Below are 19,454 nucleotides of genomic sequence, written 5' to 3' on the forward strand. Positions count from 1 at the left end.
TAAGGCCAAGTGTGGCTGAGGACTAGGGTTTCGCTTCGCAGAATCAATTTGTGCACGCAAATGGTACGGTTGACACCTTTTTCACTATCGATTCACACCCTGGCAACAGCATCCAGGCGAGAATTCCGCGCTGAATGATAATAAGGAAGGTATACACAATGGACTTTTTCAGGACGGCGCCAATGCGCTTTCTCTTGCTGGTCACCGGCGCCTGGCTGGCGATTTTCTTTCTGACACGAACGGTGCTGCTCTTCACACACCTGGACGAGGCCGGCAGCGGCTTCCTGTCGGTGTTCGGCATCGGCTTGCTGTATGACCTGGGCTTTATTGCCTACGCGGCATTGCCCATGGGCCTCTACTTGCTGCTGTGCCCACCGACGCTGTGGCGTCGCCGCGGTCATCGCTGGTTGCTTCAGGGCCTGCTGACGGTCAGCCTGTTCGCCATGTTGTTCACCGCAGTGGCCGAATGGCTGTTCTGGGATGAATTTGGCGTGCGCTTCAATTTCATCGCCGTCGACTACCTGGTGTATTCCGATGAAGTGCTGAACAACCTGCTCGAGTCCTATCCGATCGGCAAATTGTTGAGCCTGCTCGCGGTCCTGGCGGTCGGCTTGAGCTTCGTATTGCGTAAACCCTTCAATGCCGCGATGAGCGCCCCGTTGCCGCCGTTGCGCGGGCGTCTGCTGAATGCCTTGGGTTTATTGATCGTCGCCGGTTTGAGCCTGCAACTGCTCAGTCAGGATTCACCTCGCGCCCAGGGCGGTAACGCCTACCAGAACGAGCTGTCGAGCAATGGCCCGTACCAGTTTTTCGCAGCGTTCCGTAACAACGATCTGGATTACCCGCAGTTCTACAGCACGCTGCCGGCCGACGTTGTCGCTCAGCAGATTCGGGCCGAGCTCAGCGAGCCCAATGCACGTTTTGTCAGCAATGACCCGCAAGACATCCGCCGGGACATCGATAACCCCGGCACGCTGCGCAAACCCAACATCGTGCTGGTGACCATCGAAAGCTTCAGTGCCAAGTACATGGGCAGCAATGGCGACCAGCGTAACCTGACACCTAACCTCGATGCCCTGCGCCAGCAGAGCCTGTATTTCAACAACTTCTACGCCACCGGCACCCGTACGGATCGCGGCCTGGAAGCCATCACGCTGGCCATTCCGCCAACGCCGGGGCGCTCGATCGTCAAGCGCATAGGCCGTGAGAGCGGTTTTGCCAGCCTCGGCCAACAGCTCAAGGCCGTGGGTTACGACAGCGTGTTCGTTTATGGGGGACGCGGTTACTTCGACAACATGAACGCGTTCTTCAGCGGCAACGGTTACCGCGTGGTCGACCAGAGCAGCGTCGATGAAGCCGAGATTCACTTCAAGAACGCCTGGGGCATGGCCGATGAAGACCTGTACACGCAGACGCTGAAACTGGCGGACGCCGACTATGCGAAGCAACAGCCGTTCCTGCTGCAACTGATGACCACGTCCAACCATCGCCCTTATACCTACCCGGATAACCGGATCGACATCAAATCCGGCAATGGCCGTGACGGCGCAGTGAAGTACACCGACTATGCCATTGGTCAGTTCCTCGATCAGGCACGCAAAAAGCCGTGGTTTGACAATACAATCTTCGTCTTCGTCGCCGACCACACCGCGGGCAGCGCCGGTAAAGAAGATTTGCCGATCACCAACTACCAGATTCCGCTGTTCATTTATGCACCGAAGTTGATCGAAGCCCGAGAGACGGCACAATTGTCCAGCCAGATCGACCTCGCCCCCACGTTACTGGGCTTGCTGAATCTGGATTACGAGTCGACATTCTTTGGTCGCAACCTGTTGCAGGACAATCCACTGCCGCCACGCGTGGTGGTTGGCAATTATCAACACCTGGGGTTGTTTGACGGCAAGGATCTGGCGATCCTTAGCCCGCGCCAAGGATTGCGCCGTCACGATGACGCGCTGACAGAGAGTCGCGAGTCCCGTGCCACGGCCAATGATCCATTGATCACCCGGGCGATTACTTATTACCAAACGGCCAGTTATGGCTTCAAGCAACAGCTGCTTGGCTGGAAGGCGCCCAAGGAGGGTGCCGGCCAAGTCAGCGAACGTTAACCGAATCGCCCCGGGCTGATGCCCCGGGGGTTTTTCCTTTGTTCAGGATCCACCATGTCATCAACCGTTGTCCGTCCTGCCTCACGCCCGCTCAATTTCTGGGTGTGCCTGGGCGTGCCCGCCGTCGCGGCGATCATTTTGGTACTGCTCGAACTGACGTCCCTGGACATGGACCTCGCCAAGCTGTTCTACGATCCAGTGGCAGGGGATTTCATCGGACGCCACAGTTACTTCCTGGAAGACATCCTGCATGACCGCGCCAAGCAGGTAGTCATCGCCTTTTCCGTGTTTGCGATCATCGGCTTTATCGCCTCTTTCTTCGTGGACAAGCTCAAGCCATTCAAACGGGAACTGGGCTGTCTGGTGCTGTCGCTGGGTCTGGCAACTTCTTTTGTCACCCCCATGAAAGCAGTGACGGCGGTGCAATGCCCATGGAGCCTTGAGCAGTTTGGCGGCCACGAGACCTACAGCGAATTGCTGAGCCCTCGCCCGCACACGAATAAACCTGGCCGCTGCTGGCCCGGTGGTCATGCCGCCACCGGTTTCACCCTGTTTGCCCTGTTCTTTGTGTTGCGTGACCGTCGTACGCGCATGGCGCGCGCGGCGTTTGTCTTCGCCTTCGCCTTGGGCTCGGTGTTCTCGATTGGCCGGATGATGCAGGGTGCGCACTTCTTTTCGCACAACGTATGGACTGCGATTTTCTGCTGGCTGATTTGCCTGGGATCGTATTACTACGTGCTTTACCGACCTGCTTCCAAAGTTGCGTCGATGGCCAAAGCGAAAACAGTCAACGCCTGAAACACAGATCAAAAACCTACAGGGATCACGCCGTACCTGTAGGAGCGTGGCTTACCCGCGAGGGCGGCGACGCGGTCTCCTGACTGGCCCGATATGAGGGGCAATAAAAAACCCCGCCTGCTTTCGCAGGCGGGGTTTTTTAGTACAGGGGTAAGGCTGGCTTACATCATGCCGCCCATGCCGCCCATACCGCCCATGTCTGGCATGCCGCCGCCAGCTGGTGCGTCGTCCTTGATCTCGGCGATCATGGCTTCAGTGGTGATCATCAGGCTGGCAATCGACGAAGCCGCTTGCAGAGCCGAACGAGTCACTTTAGCCGGGTCCAGGATACCCATTTCGATCATGTCGCCGTATTCGCCGGTCGCAGCGTTGTAACCGTAGTTACCCGAACCCTGCTTGACCTTGTCGACCACTACGCTTGGCTCGTCGCCGGAGTTGGCAACGATCTGACGCAGTGGCGCTTCAACAGCGCGACGCAGCAACTGGATACCAACGTTCTGGTCATCGTTGTCGCCTTTCAGCTCGGAGATAGCCTGCAGAGCGCGAACCAGTGCCACGCCGCCGCCAGGTACCACGCCTTCTTCAACGGCTGCACGGGTAGCGTGCAGGGCGTCTTCAACGCGGGCTTTCTTCTCTTTCATTTCAACTTCGGAACCGGCGCCAACCTTGATCACTGCAACGCCGCCGGACAGCTTGGCCAGACGCTCTTGCAGTTTTTCACGGTCGTAGTCGGACGAAGTGTCAGCCACTTGCTGACGGATCTGCAGAACGCGAGCCTGGATGTCAGCCTCAACGCCGGCACCGTCGATCACGGTGGTGTTTTCTTTGGACAGGATCACGCGCTTGGCATTACCCAGGTGTTCCAGGGTAGTGCTTTCCAGGCTCAGGCCGATCTCTTCGGAGATAACGGTACCGCCAGTCAGAACAGCGATGTCCTGCAGCATGGCCTTGCGACGGTCGCCGAAGCCTGGAGCCTTGACGGCTGCGACTTTAACGATGCCACGCATGTTGTTCACAACCAGAGTCGCCAGGGCTTCGCCTTCAACGTCTTCGGCCACGATCAGCAGTGGACGGCCGGCTTTGGCAACGGCTTCCAGTACTGGCAACATTTCGCGGATGTTCGAGATCTTTTTGTCGACCAGCAGGATCAGCGGACCGTCCAGCTCAGCAGTCATGGTCTCTGGCTTGTTGACGAAGTACGGGGACAGGTAGCCACGGTCGAACTGCATGCCTTCAACAACCGACAGTTCGTTTTCCAGGCCCGAGCCTTCTTCAACGGTGATCACGCCTTCTTTACCGACTTTTTCCATGGCTTCGGCAATGATGTCGCCGATGGAGTTGTCGGAGTTGGCCGAGATGGTGCCGACCTGAGCGATTGCCTTGGTGTCAGCGCAAGGCTTGGACAGGGCTTTGAGCTCTTTGACGATCGCGATGGTCGCTTTGTCGATACCGCGCTTCAGGTCCATCGGGTTCATGCCGGCAGCGACGGCTTTCAGGCCTTCGTTGACGATCGATTGAGCCAGAACGGTAGCGGTGGTGGTGCCGTCACCTGCGTCATCGTTGGCACGGGAGGCAACGTCTTTGACCAGCTGCGCGCCCATGTTTTCGAAGCGATCTTTCAGCTCGATTTCTTTGGCAACGGAAACGCCGTCCTTGGTGATGGTCGGAGCGCCGAAGCTCTTCTCGATGATCACGTTACGGCCTTTAGGGCCCAGGGTCGCTTTTACTGCGTCAGCCAGGACGTTCACACCGGCGAGCATTTTCTTGCGGGCGGAGTCGCCGAATTTAACTTCTTTAGCAGCCATGATCGATATTCCTTAAATACTTTGTAGTAGCGGGAAAATGAGCGGGGTATCAGCCTTCGATAACAGCGAGAATCTCGTTCTCAGCCATTACCAGCAGGTCTTCGCCGTCAACTTTCACGGTGTTGCTGCCGGAGTACGGGCCGAACACAACCTTGTCACCCACTTTAACGGCCAGTGCACGCACTTCACCGTTGTCCAGCACGCGGCCGGTACCGACAGCGAGGATCTCGCCGCTGTTGGCTTTTTCAGCAGCCGAACCTGGCAGGACGATACCGCCAGCGGTTTTCTTTTCTTCTTCGCTGCGACGGATGACGACGCGGTCATGCAGAGGACGAAGCTTCATTGTCGATCTCTCCTAATTGTGGTTTTCATCGGCCGGTGTATTCCCGGCGGGTTTAACAAATCCGGCGGTGCCGGGTGCGGCTCGACAAGCGAGACGCGGAAGTCTGTCTGGCGTGATCGCCAGAAACCTTGCGGTGACCGTTACATAAGGGCGCATAAGCTTATTACAAGGGCGGGGATCGAAATTTTTTACATCGATGACCCGAAACAGACACGGCACCCGAAGGTGCCGTGCAGGTGAAACGTTTTACTGGGGGTCGCGGTGTTCGAACTCGCCTTCGATCACATTGGGCTCACGGCCCAGCGGCTCGCGTGGAGCAGGACCGCCACGCGGCTGCAGGTCGTCGGCGAAGGCACGCTGACGGATCGCGGCTTCTTCGGCGCGCTGGCGCATTTTGTTGGCCAGCAGTCGACGGGAGATCGGCAGCAGCATGATCAGACCCAGCACGTCAGAGACGAAGCCCGGCAGGATCAACAGACCGCCTGCCAGGGCCAGCATCAACCCTTCCAGCATGGTCTGGGCCGGCAGCTCGCCGCGATTCAGGCTTTCACGGGCACGCAGCGCAGTGGCCAGACCGGCGATGCGCAACACGAATACGCCGAGCATCGAGCCGAGAATGATCAGCAGCAAGGCCGGGAAAAACCCGATGGCGCCACTGACTTTGACGAATACGAATAGCTCCAACACCGGGAACAGTACAAAGAGCAATAAAAAAGGGCGCATCAAATGGTTCCTCAACGCAAGAATGCCTTGCCAGTTAGCCTTAGATGACGTCGCCCTTTCGTGAATTCAAGCGTCGGCGACTTCTTTTTTGGGCCAATGCTCGGCGTGAGCCAGGAAAACCAAGGCTTCCCGGACTTGTGTCGGCGTATTACAAGGTGCTTGAAACGGCAACCAATACAGCGCCTGACCGATGCGTAAATGCATGCCTTCGGTGTCGATGCCGGCCAGTTGCGCCGGTTCGGTTTTCGGCAGGCCCGCCAGGTCGACGTAGTGCGCGATGGCTTTGGCGTGATCGGCATTCATGTGCTCGACCATGCTCACCTCGGCTTTGCCGGCAAACGGGTTGGCCAGAGTCAGGTGATCAACCCAGTGAATTGCGCCGAAGCCACCGATGTAGCGGTGACGCACGGGTTTGAGCACCCAGAAATCGAAATCGTGAGCCTTGTGATAGCTCTGCGATTCAGGGAAATAGCGGTAGTAACGCTCGGCGGCCGCTTCAATGGCCGCTTCGTCCTCGAGCTTTTCTGCTTCGGCAAGGTACGTCAGCCGACCAACGGCTTGCACGTCATCGGCCTCGCGCTCGCCCACGAACAGCGAACATTTCGGGTCTTTTTGCAGGTTGTGCGTGTGCTGGGCGATGCGGCTGATAAGGATCAGCGGCCGGCCCTGCTCGTCCAGGCAGTAAGGAACCACCGAGCCAAACGGGTACCCCGGCATCGACTTGGAGTGGGTCGAAAGCACTCCCCGGTATTCCTTGAGAAGCAATTCTCGGGCATTCTTGGCCGCTTCAACGCTCAATTTATGACTCCTTATATAGAATCCGTCGAAAAAACGGACAGGCGCCTGGGGATAAGTATCCAGTACGCCGTCGGGGCAGTTCTCATGTGCAGCCAGGCCACATCAGGCGCAGATCGAGAGGCCCTCTACTAGGAAACCACTCTGACCTGCTATTGGGGCATGCGAATGCAACTCACTGACAAAGTAATCATTATCACTGGCGGTTGCCAGGGTTTAGGCCGTTCGATGGCCGAGTATTTCGCAGGTAAAGGCGCGAAGCTGGCGCTGGTGGACCTGAACCAGGAAAAACTCGACGACACCGTCGCCGCGTGCAAGGCCAAGGGCGTCGAGGCGCGCAGCTACCTGTGCAACGTCGCCAATGAAGAGCAAGTGACCCACATGGTCGCCCAGGTCGCCGAAGATTTCGGTGCGATCCACGGCCTGATCAACAACGCCGGCATCCTGCGCGACGGCCTGCTGTTGAAGGTCAAGGACGGCGAAATGACCAAGATGAGCCTGGCCCAATGGCAGGCGGTCATCGACGTCAACCTGACTGGCGTGTTCCTGTGCACCCGTGAAGTCGCGGCAAAAATGGTCGAGCTGAACAACAGCGGCGCGATCATCAATATCTCCTCGATTTCCCGTGCCGGCAACGTTGGCCAGACCAACTACTCGGCCGCCAAGGCTGGCGTGGCGGCAGCGACCGTGACCTGGGCCAAGGAACTGGCGCGCTACGGCATTCGCGTGGCGGGCATCGCCCCGGGCTTTATCGAAACCGAAATGACGCTGGGCATGAAGCCTGAAGCGCTGGAGAAAATGACGGCCGGTATTCCGCTCAAGCGCATGGGTAAACCGGAAGAGATCGCCCATTCGGCGGCGTACATTTTCGAGAACGACTACTACACCGGCCGGATCCTCGAAATGGATGGCGGGTTGCGAATCTAAGGCAACACCCAAAACCCTGTAGCAGCTGCCGAGGCACGAGGCTGCGTTGTGTGTCCGCAGGACCGCCCTCGGGGGCCGCTGCGCAGCCCAACGCAGCCTCGTGCCTCGGCAGCTGCTACAACATCACCATCAGCGAATCAATCGTCGCTGATGGTGATGTTCGGCATCGCCGGCGACGCCGCTTCCTGCAACACGATCCGCGCGCCGACGTGGCGAGCGAGTTCCTGATACACCAACGCAATCGGGCTGTCCGGCTCGGCGATCACGGTTGGCTTGCCGCCATCGGCCTGTTCGCGAATGGCCATCGCCAGCGGCAACGAGGCCAACAGTTCGACGCCATACTGGTTGGCCAGCTTCACACCCCCGCCTTCACCAAACAGATGCTCGGCATGCCCGCAGTTGGAGCAGATGTGCACGGCCATGTTTTCTACAACGCCCAGCACCGGGATATTGACCTTGCGGAACATCTCCACGCCTTTGCGCGCGTCCAGCAACGCGAGGTCTTGCGGGGTCGTGACGATGACGGCACCGGCCACCGGGACTTTCTGTGCCAGGGTCAGCTGAATGTCACCGGTGCCTGGCGGCATGTCGATGACCAGGTAATCGAGGTCGCCCCATGCGGTCTGGGTGACCAGTTGCAGCAGCGCACCGGAGACCATCGGCCCGCGCCAGACCATCGGCGTGTTGTCGTCGGTCAGGAACGCCATCGACATCACTTCAACGCCATGGGACTCGATCGGCACAAACCACTTCTGATCCTTGACCTTTGGTCGGGTGCCTTCGGGGATGCCAAACATGATGCCCTGGCTCGGACCGTAGATGTCCGCGTCGAGAATCCCGACCTTGGCACCTTCACGGGCCAGCGCCAGCGCCAGGTTCGCGGCGGTGGTGGACTTGCCCACGCCGCCCTTGCCGGACGCCACGGCCACCACGTTTTTCACGTTGGCCAACCCCGGGATCTGCGCCTGAGCCTTGTGCGCGGCAATCACGCTGGTGATGTCGACACGGGCCGTCGTTACGCCGTCGAGGCCTTCGATAGCCATTTGCAGCATCTGCGACCAGCCGCTCTTGAACAGGCCGGCGGCGTAACCCAACTCCAGCTGGACGCTGACACGATCACCCTGGATGTCGATATTACGTACACATCCGGCGCTGACCGGGTCCTGGTTCAGGTAAGGGTCGGTGTATTGGCGAAGGACGGCTTCCACCGCTGCGCGATTGACGGCGCTCATGGGCAACTCCGATAGCAAGACTGGAAAATCAGGCGGGTATCCTACGCCGGACATACATTTGTGGCGAGGGAGCTTGCTCCGGCTCGGCTGCGAAGCAGTCGCAATCAGGCAGACGCACTCCTTCCGCCGAAAACGGGTTGCAGGGTTTGGGGCGGCTTCGCCACCCAGCGGGAGCAAGCTCCCTCGCCACACACAAGCATTTTCACGCTGTTACTGCCTGTTCACAGGTTTGGGCATTCGATGCAACCGGAAACAGGCTGACGGGGTGAAAAATATGCGCCGGCGCTTTATAGTGGCCGACCTCCGTTTCATCAAGTAGCCGAGCCCCATGTCCGAGCCACGCAAGATCCTCGTCACCAGCGCCCTGCCCTATGCCAATGGTTCGATCCATCTTGGCCACATGCTGGAATACATCCAGACCGATATGTGGGTGCGTTTCCAGAAGCACCGCGGCAACCAATGCATTTATGTCTGCGCCGACGACGCCCACGGTTCGGCGATCATGCTGCGCGCGGAAAAGGAAGGCATCACCCCGGAACAACTGATCGCCAACGTCCAGGCTGAACACAGCGCCGACTTTGCCGAGTTCCTGGTGGACTTCGACAACTTCCACTCCACTCACGCCGAAGAAAACCGTGAGCTGTCGAGCCAGATCTACCTGAAGCTGCGCGACGCCGGGCACATTGCCCAGCGCTCCATCACGCAATACTTCGACCCGGAAAAGAAAATGTTCCTGGCCGACCGCTTCATCAAGGGCACTTGCCCGAAGTGCGGCACCGAAGACCAGTACGGCGACAACTGCGAAAAATGCGGTGCGACCTACGCGCCCACCGACCTGAAGGACCCGAAGTCGGCGATCTCTGGCGCCACGCCGGTGCTCAAGGATTCCCAGCACTTCTTCTTCAAGCTGCCGGACTTCCAGGAAATGCTGCAAACCTGGACCCGCAGCGGCACCCTGCAAGACGCCGTGGCCAACAAGATCGCCGAATGGCTGGACGCCGGCCTGCAACAGTGGGACATCTCCCGCGATGCGCCGTATTTCGGCTTCGAGATTCCAGACGAGCCGGGCAAATATTTCTACGTCTGGCTGGATGCGCCGATCGGCTACATGGCCAGCTTCAAGAACCTGTGCGACCGTACGCCGGAACTGGACTTCGACGCGTTCTGGGGCAAGGACTCCACCGCCGAGCTGTACCATTTCATCGGCAAGGACATCGTTAACTTCCACGCCCTGTTCTGGCCAGCGATGCTTGAAGGCGCGGGCTTCCGCAAACCGACCGGCATCAACGTGCACGGCTACCTGACCGTCAACGGTCAGAAAATGTCCAAGTCCCGTGGCACCTTCATCAAGGCCCGGACGTACCTGGATCACTTGTCGCCGGAATACCTGCGCTACTACTACGCGGCCAAGCTGAGCCGTGGCGTCGACGACCTCGACCTGAACCTCGAAGACTTCGTGCAGAAGGTCAACTCGGACCTGGTCGGCAAAGTCGTCAACATCGCCAGCCGTTGCGCCGGCTTCATCCATAAAGGCAACGCCGGTGTACTGGTGGCCGGTAATGCCGCACCTGAGCTGACCGACGCGTTCCTGGCTGCTGCGCCCAGCATCGCCGAGGCTTACGAGGCTCGCGACTTCGCCCGCGCCATGCGTGAAATCATGGGCCTCGCCGACCGTGCCAACGCCTGGATCGCCGACAAGGCCCCGTGGTCGCTGAACAAACAGGAAGGCAAGCAGGACGAAGTCCAGGCCATCTGCGCCTTGGGCGTCAACCTGTTCCGCCAGTTGGTGATTTTCCTCAAGCCGGTCCTGCCGTTGCTGGCCGCCGACGCCGAGGCGTTCCTGAACGTCGCACCGCTGACCTGGAACGACCACGCCACCCTGCTCAGCAACCACCAGCTGAACGAGTTCAAGCCGTTGATGACCCGTATCGACCCGGTGAAAGTGCAGGCCATGAGCGACGCGTCGAAAGAAGACCTGACCGCCAGCGCAACCGATACCGGCGAAGCTGCACCGGCCGGCAACGGCGAACTGGCCAAGGATCCGCTGTCGCCAGAGATCGAGTTCGACGCGTTCGCTGCGATCGACCTGCGCGTCGCACTGATCGTCAAGGCTGAACACGTGGAAGGCGCCGACAAGTTGCTGCGCCTGACCCTGGACATCGGTGACGAGCAACGCAACGTGTTCTCCGGGATCAAGAGTGCTTACCCGGACCCGTCCAAGCTCGATGGTCGCCTGACCATGATGATCGCCAACCTCAAGCCACGAAAAATGAAGTTCGGCATCTCCGAAGGCATGGTGATGGCGGCCGGTCCTGGCGGTGAAGAAATCTACCTGCTCAGCCCTGACAGCGGCGCCAAGCCGGGTCAGCGCATCAAGTAAGGTCGTGCTGTAAACCGATCCCACAGTCGTGCCTGACGCGACTGTGGGATTTTCATATCTGGCCCACCCTCCGTCCTTGCCGGATAATGCCTAAGCTTTTTAGACCACTCGTTAAAAAGCCCCCGTTCTTGCCGGCACGATCATGACCGAGATACTTCTTACGCTTATCAGCGCTGCCCTGATCAACAATGTCGTGTTGCACTGGCCGCTGGGCGCCGATCCGCTACTGGGCAACGCGCATCGGCAAGTTCATGCACTGGGCATTGCGACCACCTGTTTGATGCTGCTGGTTGGCACGCTGGGCTATAGCGCTGACCGTTGGATGCTGGTGCCGCTGGAGCTGACCTCGCTGCGTCTTTTCGTGTTCCTGCCCTTAAGCGTGTTGCTGATCTCACCATTGTTGAAAGCGCTGTCGCGGCTGTTGCCCAGATTGGTGTTCGACGGGCTCTGGCCGCTTCTTTTGGGCAATGCTGGCGTGCTCGGGTTGACGTTACTCAACGCTCAGGACGACAAGGGATTCTTTCACGCCGCCTTCCTGTGCCTCGGCGCCGGGCTGGGGTTTTGGCTGGTGCTGAGCCTGTTCAGCGATTTGCGCCAGCGCACACTCGATAACGATATCCCCCTGCCCTTTCGTGGCCTGCCGATCGAGCTGATCGGCGCCGGACTGATCGCAGTGGCATTTCTCGGATTTAGCGGACTGATCAAAACATGAGTCTGATTCAACGCATCGACGCCCTCCTGCCGCAGACTCAATGCGGCAAGTGTGGCCACCCCGGATGCAAGCCCTACGCCGAAGGCATCGCCAGCGGCGAGCCGATCAACAAGTGCCCGCCCGGCGGCAGTGAGACCATTGCGGCATTGGCCGACCTGTTGAAAGTACCGGTGCTGGAACTGGACACCAGTCGCGGTTCAGCCCCGGCGCAGATTGCCTATATTCGCGAAGCCGAATGCATCGGTTGCACCAAATGCATCCAGGCCTGCCCGGTCGACGCCATTGTTGGCGCGGCCAAGTTGATGCACACGGTAATCATCGACGAATGCACCGGTTGCGACCTCTGCGTGGCGCCCTGCCCGGTGGACTGCATCGAGATGCGCCCGTTGCCGCTGGCCACGGTACTGCCGATTGTCGGAGGCCTGGCCTTCAGCCTTGAAGAGCAACGCGCTCGCGCCACCAAACGCAACCATGCAAGGCGCCGCTTTGAACAACGCAACGCCCGCTTGCAGCGCGAGGAACAACAGAAAATCGCAGAACGTCAGGCCCGCGCCCAACGCGCTGTTGCACACAGTGAAGTGACGACGGCTGACCCGGTGCAAGCGGCGCTTGAACGCGTGCGCGCACAAAAAGCGGCGAACGCTGATGCGGCGTTGAAAAAGGCCAAGATCGATGTGGCGATGAGTCGGGCGCAGCTGAACAAGTCGCTCAAGGCCTTCGGGCATCCACCGACCTTCGAGCAGCAATCGCAACTGATCGTGCTGCAACAACAGTTCGAGGCCGCCGAACAGGCTTTGGCGCAACTGGAAAGCACTTCAGCAGCCCCCCCGACGCCAGTGGTCCCGGCGAAGGATGCCGAGTTGAAGCGGGCGAAGATTCAGTTGGCCATGCGTCGCGCCGAACTCAAGAAAGCCCAGACCAACGAAGCACCGGCCGAACAGCTCGAAGCCCTGCAACAAGCGCTCAATGAGGCGGAACAGGCGTTGCACGTCGCGGAAGCGGCGAGTGAACAACCGCTGCCGGACCTGACACGCATCGAAAAGCGCCCCATCGACAGCCAGCTTCGACAGCTGAAAACCGAATTGGCCTACGCCCGTGCCGACGTCAGCAAACTCGAACGAGGTGCGGACACCCCGAACGAATTGATCGCCAAGGCCCGCGCGCGGCTGCTGGAAGCCCAGCGCCAGGTGGATGCCTATGTCGCCCCTTGAATCGGTGGACGAACGCCTCCAGCAGGCCATGAAGCTGGTGTTGCTGGCCACCGTGCCGGGGATGCTGACGTTGTTTTGGCTGTATGGCTGGGGCGTCTTGATCAACCTGATACTGGCGGCCGCCACCGCGCTGGCGGTTGAAGGTGCCGTGTTGCGACTTCGCCGGCGTCCGCTCAAACCCACGTTGAGCGACGGTAGCGCGCTGGTCAGTGCGACGTTGCTGGCGCTGGCATTGCCGCCGTACTGTCCGTGGTGGTTGACGGTCTGTGCAGCGGCGTTCGCGATACTCGGCAAACAGTTGTATGGCGGGGTGGGCAAGAATCCGTTCAACCCGGCGATGCTCGGTTTCGCTCTGGTGCTGGTGACGTTTCCCCAACAGATGACGCACTGGCCATCCTCCCACGGCATGGACTTGCTCGGCGGCCTGCAACAGATATTCGGCTTCAACCTCAGCGCGACACCAGACGCCTGGGCCCAGGCCACCGCACTGGACAGCCTGCGCATCAACAAAAGCCTGACCATGGACGAACTCTTTGCCGGCAACCCGGCATTCGGTCATTTCGGCGGACGCGGCGTGGAATGGGTCAACCTGGCTTTTCTCGCCGGCGGCCTCTTTCTCCTGCAACGTCGAGTGTTCAGCTGGCATGCACCGGTCGGCATGCTCGCCAGCCTGTTTGTCATCAGCCTGCTGTGCTGGAACGGTTCGGGCTCCGATTCCCATGGCTCACCGCTGTTTCATCTGCTCACCGGAGCCACCATGCTGGGGGCTTTTTTCATTGTCACTGAACCGGTGTCCGGGGCAAAAAACGCAGGTGCCCGATTGCTCTTTGGTCTCGGTGTCGGCTTGCTGACTTACCTGATACGGACCTGGGGCGGTTATCCGGACGGATTGGCATTTGCCGTGCTGCTGATGAACCTTTGTGTACCGGCGCTGGAGCGTTTTATCGCGTCCAGGCAGGAGCCAGTGACCCCATGAACCGAGCGTCCAGTGTGGTGATTCTGGTGTTACTGGCCGGATTGGGAATCGGCGCGACTTACTTCGCGCACCACAGCAGCGCCCCGCGCATTGCGGCAGAACAACGGCTGATCGACAGTCGCAACCTGCTGGACCTGCTACCGCCGGAAAACTACGACAATCAACCACTGGAACAGCCGCTCGACCTCGCCAACATCCCGTTGGCCAACAGCACGCTGCTGGGCGGCAACCTGGCGACCAAGGCCGGCCAGCCGAGCGCGGTATTGCTGCGCAGCCAGACTCTGGGCTATGAAGGCAAAATCGAGTTGATGATTGCCATCGATGCCAACGGTAAGTTGTTGGGGGTCAAAACCCTCAAGCAATCGGAAACGCCGGGGCTGGGGGGCAAGATCGCCGACTGGCCGAACGCATGGCTTCAGGTGTTTACCGGTAAGTCCCGCAACGACCCCGGCGACACGGGCTGGGCCTTGAAAAAGGATCAGGGACAATTCGATCAGGTGGCAGGGGCGACCATCACTTCAAGGGCGGTGATCAGCGCCATTCATGACGCCTTGCGCTACTTCGATGAACACCGCGATCAATTGATCGGGAGTGGCGCCCATGACTAAGTCATCGACCCTGCAAAACTCACTGTTGCTGGCGCCCCTGATCGGCGCCACGACCTCCTGGACGGCGGCGCTGGGACTGTGGCTGATGTTCATCGTGGTCATCAGTGCTTACGGCATTGGCATGTGGGCCTTGCGATCGCGACTGGTGCCGTCCGCCCGCTTGCTTGCCAGTATCCTGCTGGCCGCCACGCTCACCAGCTGCGCGCAAATGGCCGCACAAGTGTTGTCACTTCAATCGCACCAGCCTGTGGCCCTTTACGCAGGACTGATCGCCCTGCAGTGCGTTGTGCTGGAATACAACGGTTTCTTCCAGAGCCCGCGCCGTGATCGCTTGCGCCTATGCGCCGTGTTTGGCGCATTGATGCTGGGCCTGGGCCTGCTGCGAGAGCTCCTTGGCAACGGTGGTCTGCACCTCGCCACGCTAGTCCCCGGCGGGTTCATCCTGCTGGGAGTGTTGATTGCCGCACGTCAGGCATGGGCTCGCTCGACGCCCTCACATTGATTGACTGTTTTTTAGGGAAACGCATCGCCCATGAATGCCGCAAAACGTTTGGAAATTTTCCGCCGGTTTCACGAAGACAACCCGGAACCCAAGACTGAACTGGCCTATTCGTCGCCCTTCGAATTGCTGATTGCCGTCATTCTTTCTGCTCAGTCGACCGATGTCGGCGTCAACAAGGCCACCGCCAAACTCTATCCCGTGGCCAACACCCCGGCGGCGATCTACGCGCTCGGCGTCGAAGGGCTGTCGGAATACATCAAGACGATCGGCCTGTTTAACAGCAAAGCGAAAAACGTGATCGAAACCTGTCGCTTGCTGGTGGAACGCCACGGCGGTGAAGTCCCGCAAACCCGCGAGGAACTGGAAGCGCTCCCGGGCGTCGGCCGCAAGACGGCGAACGTGGTGCTCAATACCGCCTTTCGCCAACTGACCATGGCCGTGGACACCCATATCTTCCGGGTCAGCAACCGCACCGGAATTGCTCCCGGCAAGAATGTCGTCGAGGTTGAGCAGAAACTGATGAAATTTGTACCCAAGCAATACCTGCTCGACTCGCATCACTGGCTGATCCTTCACGGGCGTTACGTTTGCCTGGCCCGCAAGCCCCGCTGCGGCAGCTGCCGGATCGAGGACTTATGCGAATACAAGCAAAAGACCTCGGACGATTGAGGCGCTATTAAAATTATTGATGCATCGATTGAAAAAATCTTTTTTACCCGCCGGGCGATTATCGATATAAGGGGCGCCAAAGGCAGTCTTAGCCTGGAGTTGACCTATGAGCACTGGCAAAGAGCAATTGGACGTAGAAGACGACTTCACACCCGTTGAGGCCGAAGACGCTGAACCGGTGGTAGAAGTGGCAAAGACCAACCTGAGCAAACGTCGCACCATCGACAACCTGCTGGAGGAGCGCCGACTGCAAAAGCAATTGGCCGACTACGATTTTGACCTGTAACCCCTAAAAGCCTCCCGAAACGGAGGCTTTTTACTAAGCGCCAATCACTGATGAGCACGGCGTCATCAGACGTGGGTGGCACTTATACCAGGCCATTGCGTTGAGCCAGTTCGATCAGGTCGACCAGGGAGCGAGCATTAAGCTTCAACAACAGGCGGGTTTTGTAGGTACTGACGGTTTTATTGCTGAGAAACATTCCATCGGCAATCTCCTTATTGGTCTTTCCTCTGGCCAACTGTTGTAAAACCATCATTTCGCGTCCGGACAAACGATCCACCATATCGGCTTCACTGGCATTGCCAAGACTTGACCGCACGGTATGCAACGCTTGATTCGGAAAGTAACTGTAGCCTGACAGCACGGCTTTTATTGCACTGAGCAACTCAGTCAGGTCCTGTTGTTTACATACATAGCCAGCAGCCCCCGACTGCATGCAACGCATGGAAAAATGCCCCGGTGCCTGTGAAGTCAATATCAGCACTTTAAGTGGCATCGCCGTCGATGTCAGTCGCGCAATGACCTCCAGCCCATCCAGCTTGGGTATTCCAATATCCAGAATGACAATGTCCGGCATTAGTTCACGGGCCAGTTGTAATGCGTCCACGCCGTTATCTGTTTCTGCAATGACTTCGTAGCCATGGCGCTCCATTAGCATACGCACCGCAAGACGAATGACGGGGTGATCATCCACGATCAGCACTTTATTCATGGGCAAGTCCAATTTCGCTGTTCGAATTTTTAGAGCCCGCACAATAGCCTAGTCGCTTCATCCATGGCATGCCGCCGCCCTCAGCCACCCACAACCAGAGACATTTCTTACAAATTTAAAAGATTGGTCCTACAAATTTCTTAAAACAAATTGCATCCTGCACGGTATCAAATTTCGCGCACCCAGCCTTCCGGCCATTTTTCCGTACCGAATTACGGCAATAAAAAACATTAATCCATCACGCGCGCGCCTCCGACAAAAAAACCAGTACTCAGCTACACTCGAAAACTGGCAAGACGCTCCCCTCAATAGAAAACCTTACACAAAAAATATCATCTTCCGGCACAACAAATTACTTATTTCAGGACACACTTAAAAATCAGACAACCCACAATGTTTTCCAGCAAAACATGCCACACAAAAAAACAACACTCAAACACTTACGCCACCTCACCAAAACTTTAAAACATACAACTCGAAATCGGAGAATTCCCCAACTATATTGCCAGCAGCTTTCGCACAACAGATTCCAACAACCCAACAAACAAACCTTTAAACCATCGAGCAAAAGTTAATACCACAATGAGCAAAGACCATTATGAAACCCAAAAGAAAAATGACGACCCCCATGACTATCATTGCAATATTCGCGACACTGTCTGAAGCATCCGCGGCTCTTTCATTGCCCTTTCTCGGCGATGAAGAACGAGCGCTGTACATCTGGTTTCTGATCAGCTTTCCGTTTTATTTGCTTTTCCTGTTCTTCGTGACCCTTAACTTCAATTATCGGTCGCTTTACGCGCCTTCTGATTTTGAAAAGGGAGAGCACTTTTTAGCTGTCATGAAAAGCGCTGATCGCAAGGACAACACTGCCTCCATGCCTAATCTTGCGGCCCGGCATTACGTCTGCCTGCCTGAACGGCTGAAGGATCTGCACATCGTCGATACGCGCGTAACGGGTCAGCCGTTAGCGTTCAGCTCACTGCTGGAGAGCATTCAGCCCCCACAGAAAAACCTCGCGCAAGTGATCGTATTTCTCACGTGCGGCGACTCGGAGACATCGCTGAAAGAAAGCGTGCTCAAGCATTCGAAACTGACAAGGAAGCGCAGCGGTTCTATCTTCTGCGTTGCTTATAATTCGAGCTCTCAAGCGCTGACAATCATTGGGCAAACGTTTTATCCGGCAGAGACCGGCAGGTAGCTCTTGAAGAGCAAAAGGAGAGAAAAGCAGCAGAAAGGCGTAACAGGCATCAAGAACAAGCTGAATGCTCGAAGAATGCCAGGTAGAACATCCCCATTACGAGGTGTGGCCTTGTCACCGACAAGGCCACACTTCTATTACCAACGGCAAAGGTCTCAGAACAGCTTGCGGCCTTTGTTCGCGGCAATGCGCATACGCAGGGCGTTGAGCTTGATGAAGCCCGCTGCGTCGGCCTGGTTGTAAGCACCACCGTCTTCTTCGAAGGTCGCGATATTGGCGTCGAACAACGATTCGTCAGACTTGCGACCGGTCACGATCACGTTGCCCTTGTACAGCTTCAGGCGAACAACGCCGTTCACGTGGGCCTGGGACGCATCGATCATCTGTTGCAACATCAGACGCTCAGGGCTCCACCAGTAACCGGTGTAGATCAGGCTGGCGTATTTCGGCATCAGCTCGTCTTTGAGGTGAGCCACTTCGCGGTCCAGGGTGATCGATTCGATCGCACGGTGAGCGCGCAGCATGATGGTGCCACCAGGCGTTTCGTAGCAACCACGGGACTTCATGCCCACGTAACGGTTCTCGACGATGTCGAGACGGCCGATACCGTGTTCACCACCGATACGGTTCAGGGTCGCCAGCACGGTGGCCGGGGTCATTTCGACGCCGTCCAGTGCGACGATGTCGCCGTTACGGTAGGTCAGTTCCAGGTATTGCGGTTTGTCTGGAGCGTTCTCCGGGGAGACGGTCCATTTCCACATATCTTCTTCGTGCTCGGTCCAGGTGTCTTCCAGCACGCCGCCTTCATAGGAGATGTGCAGCAGGTTGGCATCCATCGAGTACGGGGATTTTTTCTTGCCGTGACGCTCGATCGGGATGTTGTGCTTTTCAGCGTAATCCATCAGCTTTTCACGGGACAGCAGGTCCCATTCGCGCCACGGAGCGATCACTTTCACACCTGGCTTCAAGGCGTACGCGCCCAGTTCGAAACGAACCTGGTCATTGCCCTTGCCGGTGGCACCGTGGGAAATGGCGTCAGCACCGGTTTCGTTGGCGATTTCGATCAGGCGTTTGGCGATCAACGGACGAGCGATGGAAGTACCCAGCAGGTACTCGCCTTCGTAAACGGTGTTGGCGCGGAACATCGGGAAAACGAAATCACGCACGAATTCTTCGCGCAAGTCGTCGATGTAGATCTCTTTGACGCCCATGGCCTGTGCCTTGGCGCGCGCAGGTTCGACCTCTTCGCCCTGACCCAGGTCAGCGGTGAAGGTCACCACTTCACAGTTATAAGTATCCTGCAGCCACTTGAGGATCACCGAAGTGTCCAGGCCGCCGGAATACGCCAGAACGACCTTGTTTACGTCCGCCATGCCATCACTCCACGGGGTTCTACGGAAAGCCGTGAAGTCTACCGGTCATACGAAATAATTTACAGTGTCGCGACAGCTTATGACGACGAAGCGACA

The 19,454-nt window shown here is 58.0% G+C and carries 19 protein-coding genes; 12 read left to right on the forward strand and 7 right to left on the reverse strand.

Features of this window, described 5'->3' with window-relative positions; all coding sequences use genetic code 11:
- The first annotated feature begins 158 nt into the window (after nt 1–158).
- Both H8F22_RS19480 and H8F22_RS19485 read left to right on the forward strand, forming a co-directional pair.
- Nucleotides 159–2,108, forward strand: coding sequence for an LTA synthase family protein (locus H8F22_RS19480; RefSeq protein ID WP_194940570.1), 1,950 nt, complete (start codon nt 159–161; stop codon nt 2,106–2,108).
- Nucleotides 2,109–2,162: 54 nt separating this feature from the next.
- Nucleotides 2,163–2,906, forward strand: coding sequence for a phosphatase PAP2 family protein (locus tag H8F22_RS19485; RefSeq protein WP_194940571.1), 744 nt, complete (start codon nt 2,163–2,165; stop codon nt 2,904–2,906).
- A gap of 161 nt (nt 2,907–3,067) precedes the next feature.
- Here H8F22_RS19485 and groL read toward each other — a convergent pair whose 3' ends face one another.
- The 4 genes from groL to H8F22_RS19505 all read right to left on the reverse strand — a co-directional run bounded on the left by groL (nt 3,068) and on the right by H8F22_RS19505 (nt 6,575).
- Entirely contained in the window at nt 3,068–4,711 is a 1,644-nt protein-coding gene (gene groL, locus H8F22_RS19490) for a chaperonin GroEL (RefSeq protein WP_027922861.1), read from the reverse strand.
- A gap of 49 nt (nt 4,712–4,760) precedes the next feature.
- Entirely contained in the window at nt 4,761–5,054 is a 294-nt protein-coding gene (locus H8F22_RS19495; protein WP_019827816.1) for a co-chaperone GroES, read from the reverse strand.
- A 246-nt stretch (nt 5,055–5,300) separates the two neighbouring features.
- Complete coding sequence (locus H8F22_RS19500) at nt 5,301–5,777, reverse strand: FxsA family protein (RefSeq protein WP_027922860.1); 477 nt, start codon at nt 5,775–5,777, stop codon at nt 5,301–5,303.
- Nucleotides 5,778–5,843: 66 nt separating this feature from the next.
- Complete coding sequence (locus H8F22_RS19505) at nt 5,844–6,575, reverse strand: HugZ family pyridoxamine 5'-phosphate oxidase (RefSeq protein ID WP_027922859.1); 732 nt, start codon at nt 6,573–6,575, stop codon at nt 5,844–5,846.
- Nucleotides 6,576–6,740: 165 nt separating this feature from the next.
- Here H8F22_RS19505 and H8F22_RS19510 point away from each other — a divergent pair, with 165 nt between their 5' ends.
- A complete protein-coding gene (locus tag H8F22_RS19510; protein WP_027922858.1) occupies nt 6,741–7,499 on the forward strand; it encodes an SDR family oxidoreductase in 759 nt (252 codons plus the stop codon).
- A gap of 137 nt (nt 7,500–7,636) precedes the next feature.
- Here the strand turns inward: H8F22_RS19510 and apbC are convergent, their stop codons facing one another.
- Nucleotides 7,637–8,731 (reverse strand): iron-sulfur cluster carrier protein ApbC, encoded by a 1,095-nt coding sequence (gene apbC / locus H8F22_RS19515; RefSeq protein ID WP_027922857.1) that lies wholly within the window; start codon nt 8,729–8,731, stop codon nt 7,637–7,639.
- Between the two features lie 328 nt (nt 8,732–9,059).
- On the opposite strand from apbC, the gene metG reads away from it, so the two are divergent.
- The 8 genes from metG to H8F22_RS19555 all read left to right on the forward strand — a co-directional run bounded on the left by metG (nt 9,060) and on the right by H8F22_RS19555 (nt 16,075).
- Nucleotides 9,060–11,111 (forward strand): methionine--tRNA ligase, encoded by a 2,052-nt coding sequence (gene metG / locus H8F22_RS19520; protein ID WP_027922856.1) that lies wholly within the window; start codon nt 9,060–9,062, stop codon nt 11,109–11,111.
- 142 nt (nt 11,112–11,253) lie between these two features.
- A complete protein-coding gene (locus tag H8F22_RS19525; protein WP_027922855.1) occupies nt 11,254–11,823 on the forward strand; it encodes an electron transport complex protein RnfA in 570 nt (189 codons plus the stop codon).
- On the forward strand, nt 11,820–13,034 hold the full coding sequence (gene rsxB / locus H8F22_RS19530; protein ID WP_194940572.1) for an electron transport complex subunit RsxB: 1,215 nt from the start codon (nt 11,820–11,822) through the stop codon (nt 13,032–13,034). The genes H8F22_RS19525 and rsxB overlap by 4 nt, the downstream gene beginning before the upstream one ends.
- Nucleotides 13,021–14,010 (forward strand): RnfABCDGE type electron transport complex subunit D, encoded by a 990-nt coding sequence (locus tag H8F22_RS19535; protein ID WP_059182239.1) that lies wholly within the window; start codon nt 13,021–13,023, stop codon nt 14,008–14,010. The genes rsxB and H8F22_RS19535 overlap by 14 nt, the downstream gene beginning before the upstream one ends.
- The gene (locus H8F22_RS19540) at nt 14,007–14,618 is read left to right on the forward strand and encodes an RnfABCDGE type electron transport complex subunit G (RefSeq protein ID WP_027922852.1); all 612 of its coding nucleotides are present in this window, start codon (nt 14,007–14,009) and stop codon (nt 14,616–14,618) included. The genes H8F22_RS19535 and H8F22_RS19540 overlap by 4 nt, the downstream gene beginning before the upstream one ends.
- Nucleotides 14,611–15,120 (forward strand): Rnf-Nqr domain containing protein, encoded by a 510-nt coding sequence (locus H8F22_RS19545; protein WP_194940573.1) that lies wholly within the window; start codon nt 14,611–14,613, stop codon nt 15,118–15,120. The genes H8F22_RS19540 and H8F22_RS19545 overlap by 8 nt, the downstream gene beginning before the upstream one ends.
- Before the next feature lie 30 nt (nt 15,121–15,150).
- Entirely contained in the window at nt 15,151–15,789 is a 639-nt protein-coding gene (nth, locus tag H8F22_RS19550) for an endonuclease III (protein WP_027922850.1), read from the forward strand.
- A 106-nt stretch (nt 15,790–15,895) separates the two neighbouring features.
- On the forward strand, nt 15,896–16,075 hold the full coding sequence (locus H8F22_RS19555; protein WP_059182237.1) for a PA3496 family putative envelope integrity protein: 180 nt from the start codon (nt 15,896–15,898) through the stop codon (nt 16,073–16,075).
- Nucleotides 16,076–16,157: 82 nt separating this feature from the next.
- Here H8F22_RS19555 and H8F22_RS19560 read toward each other — a convergent pair whose 3' ends face one another.
- Nucleotides 16,158–16,784 (reverse strand): response regulator transcription factor, encoded by a 627-nt coding sequence (locus H8F22_RS19560; RefSeq protein ID WP_007943575.1) that lies wholly within the window; start codon nt 16,782–16,784, stop codon nt 16,158–16,160.
- A 595-nt stretch (nt 16,785–17,379) separates the two neighbouring features.
- On the opposite strand from H8F22_RS19560, the gene H8F22_RS19565 reads away from it, so the two are divergent.
- Nucleotides 17,380–17,985, forward strand: coding sequence for a hypothetical protein (locus tag H8F22_RS19565; protein WP_194940632.1), 606 nt, complete (start codon nt 17,380–17,382; stop codon nt 17,983–17,985).
- Between the two features lie 155 nt (nt 17,986–18,140).
- Here H8F22_RS19565 and H8F22_RS19570 read toward each other — a convergent pair whose 3' ends face one another.
- A complete protein-coding gene (locus H8F22_RS19570) occupies nt 18,141–19,358 on the reverse strand; it encodes an argininosuccinate synthase (RefSeq protein WP_027922848.1) in 1,218 nt (405 codons plus the stop codon).
- Nucleotides 19,359–19,454: the final 96 nt, after the last annotated feature.

Source organism: Pseudomonas mucoides (assembly GCF_015461845.1).
Classification (GTDB): Bacteria; Pseudomonadota; Gammaproteobacteria; order Pseudomonadales; family Pseudomonadaceae; genus Aquipseudomonas; species Aquipseudomonas mucoides.

What these genes read in the sequence shown, in the direction of transcription:
- H8F22_RS19480 (WP_194940570.1), top strand. Translation starts at nt 159, where the DNA reads ATGGACTTTTTCAGGACGGCGCCAATGCGCTTTCTCTTGCTGGTCACC.
- H8F22_RS19485 (WP_194940571.1), top strand. Translation starts at nt 2,163, where the DNA reads ATGTCATCAACCGTTGTCCGTCCTGCCTCACGCCCGCTCAATTTCTGG.
- groL (WP_027922861.1), bottom strand. Translation starts at nt 4,711, where the DNA reads ATGGCTGCTAAAGAAGTTAAATTCGGCGACTCCGCCCGCAAGAAAATG.
- H8F22_RS19495 (WP_019827816.1), bottom strand. Translation starts at nt 5,054, where the DNA reads ATGAAGCTTCGTCCTCTGCATGACCGCGTCGTCATCCGTCGCAGCGAA.
- H8F22_RS19500 (WP_027922860.1), bottom strand. Translation starts at nt 5,777, where the DNA reads ATGCGCCCTTTTTTATTGCTCTTTGTACTGTTCCCGGTGTTGGAGCTA.
- H8F22_RS19510 (WP_027922858.1), top strand. Translation starts at nt 6,741, where the DNA reads ATGCAACTCACTGACAAAGTAATCATTATCACTGGCGGTTGCCAGGGT.
- apbC (WP_027922857.1), bottom strand. Translation starts at nt 8,731, where the DNA reads ATGAGCGCCGTCAATCGCGCAGCGGTGGAAGCCGTCCTTCGCCAATAC.
- metG (WP_027922856.1), top strand. Translation starts at nt 9,060, where the DNA reads ATGTCCGAGCCACGCAAGATCCTCGTCACCAGCGCCCTGCCCTATGCC.
- H8F22_RS19525 (WP_027922855.1), top strand. Translation starts at nt 11,254, where the DNA reads ATGACCGAGATACTTCTTACGCTTATCAGCGCTGCCCTGATCAACAAT.
- rsxB (WP_194940572.1), top strand. Translation starts at nt 11,820, where the DNA reads ATGAGTCTGATTCAACGCATCGACGCCCTCCTGCCGCAGACTCAATGC.
- H8F22_RS19535 (WP_059182239.1), top strand. Translation starts at nt 13,021, where the DNA reads ATGTCGCCCCTTGAATCGGTGGACGAACGCCTCCAGCAGGCCATGAAG.
- H8F22_RS19540 (WP_027922852.1), top strand. Translation starts at nt 14,007, where the DNA reads ATGAACCGAGCGTCCAGTGTGGTGATTCTGGTGTTACTGGCCGGATTG.
- H8F22_RS19545 (WP_194940573.1), top strand. Translation starts at nt 14,611, where the DNA reads ATGACTAAGTCATCGACCCTGCAAAACTCACTGTTGCTGGCGCCCCTG.
- nth (WP_027922850.1), top strand. Translation starts at nt 15,151, where the DNA reads ATGAATGCCGCAAAACGTTTGGAAATTTTCCGCCGGTTTCACGAAGAC.
- H8F22_RS19555 (WP_059182237.1), top strand. Translation starts at nt 15,896, where the DNA reads ATGAGCACTGGCAAAGAGCAATTGGACGTAGAAGACGACTTCACACCC.
- H8F22_RS19560 (WP_007943575.1), bottom strand. Translation starts at nt 16,784, where the DNA reads ATGAATAAAGTGCTGATCGTGGATGATCACCCCGTCATTCGTCTTGCG.
- H8F22_RS19570 (WP_027922848.1), bottom strand. Translation starts at nt 19,358, where the DNA reads ATGGCGGACGTAAACAAGGTCGTTCTGGCGTATTCCGGCGGCCTGGAC.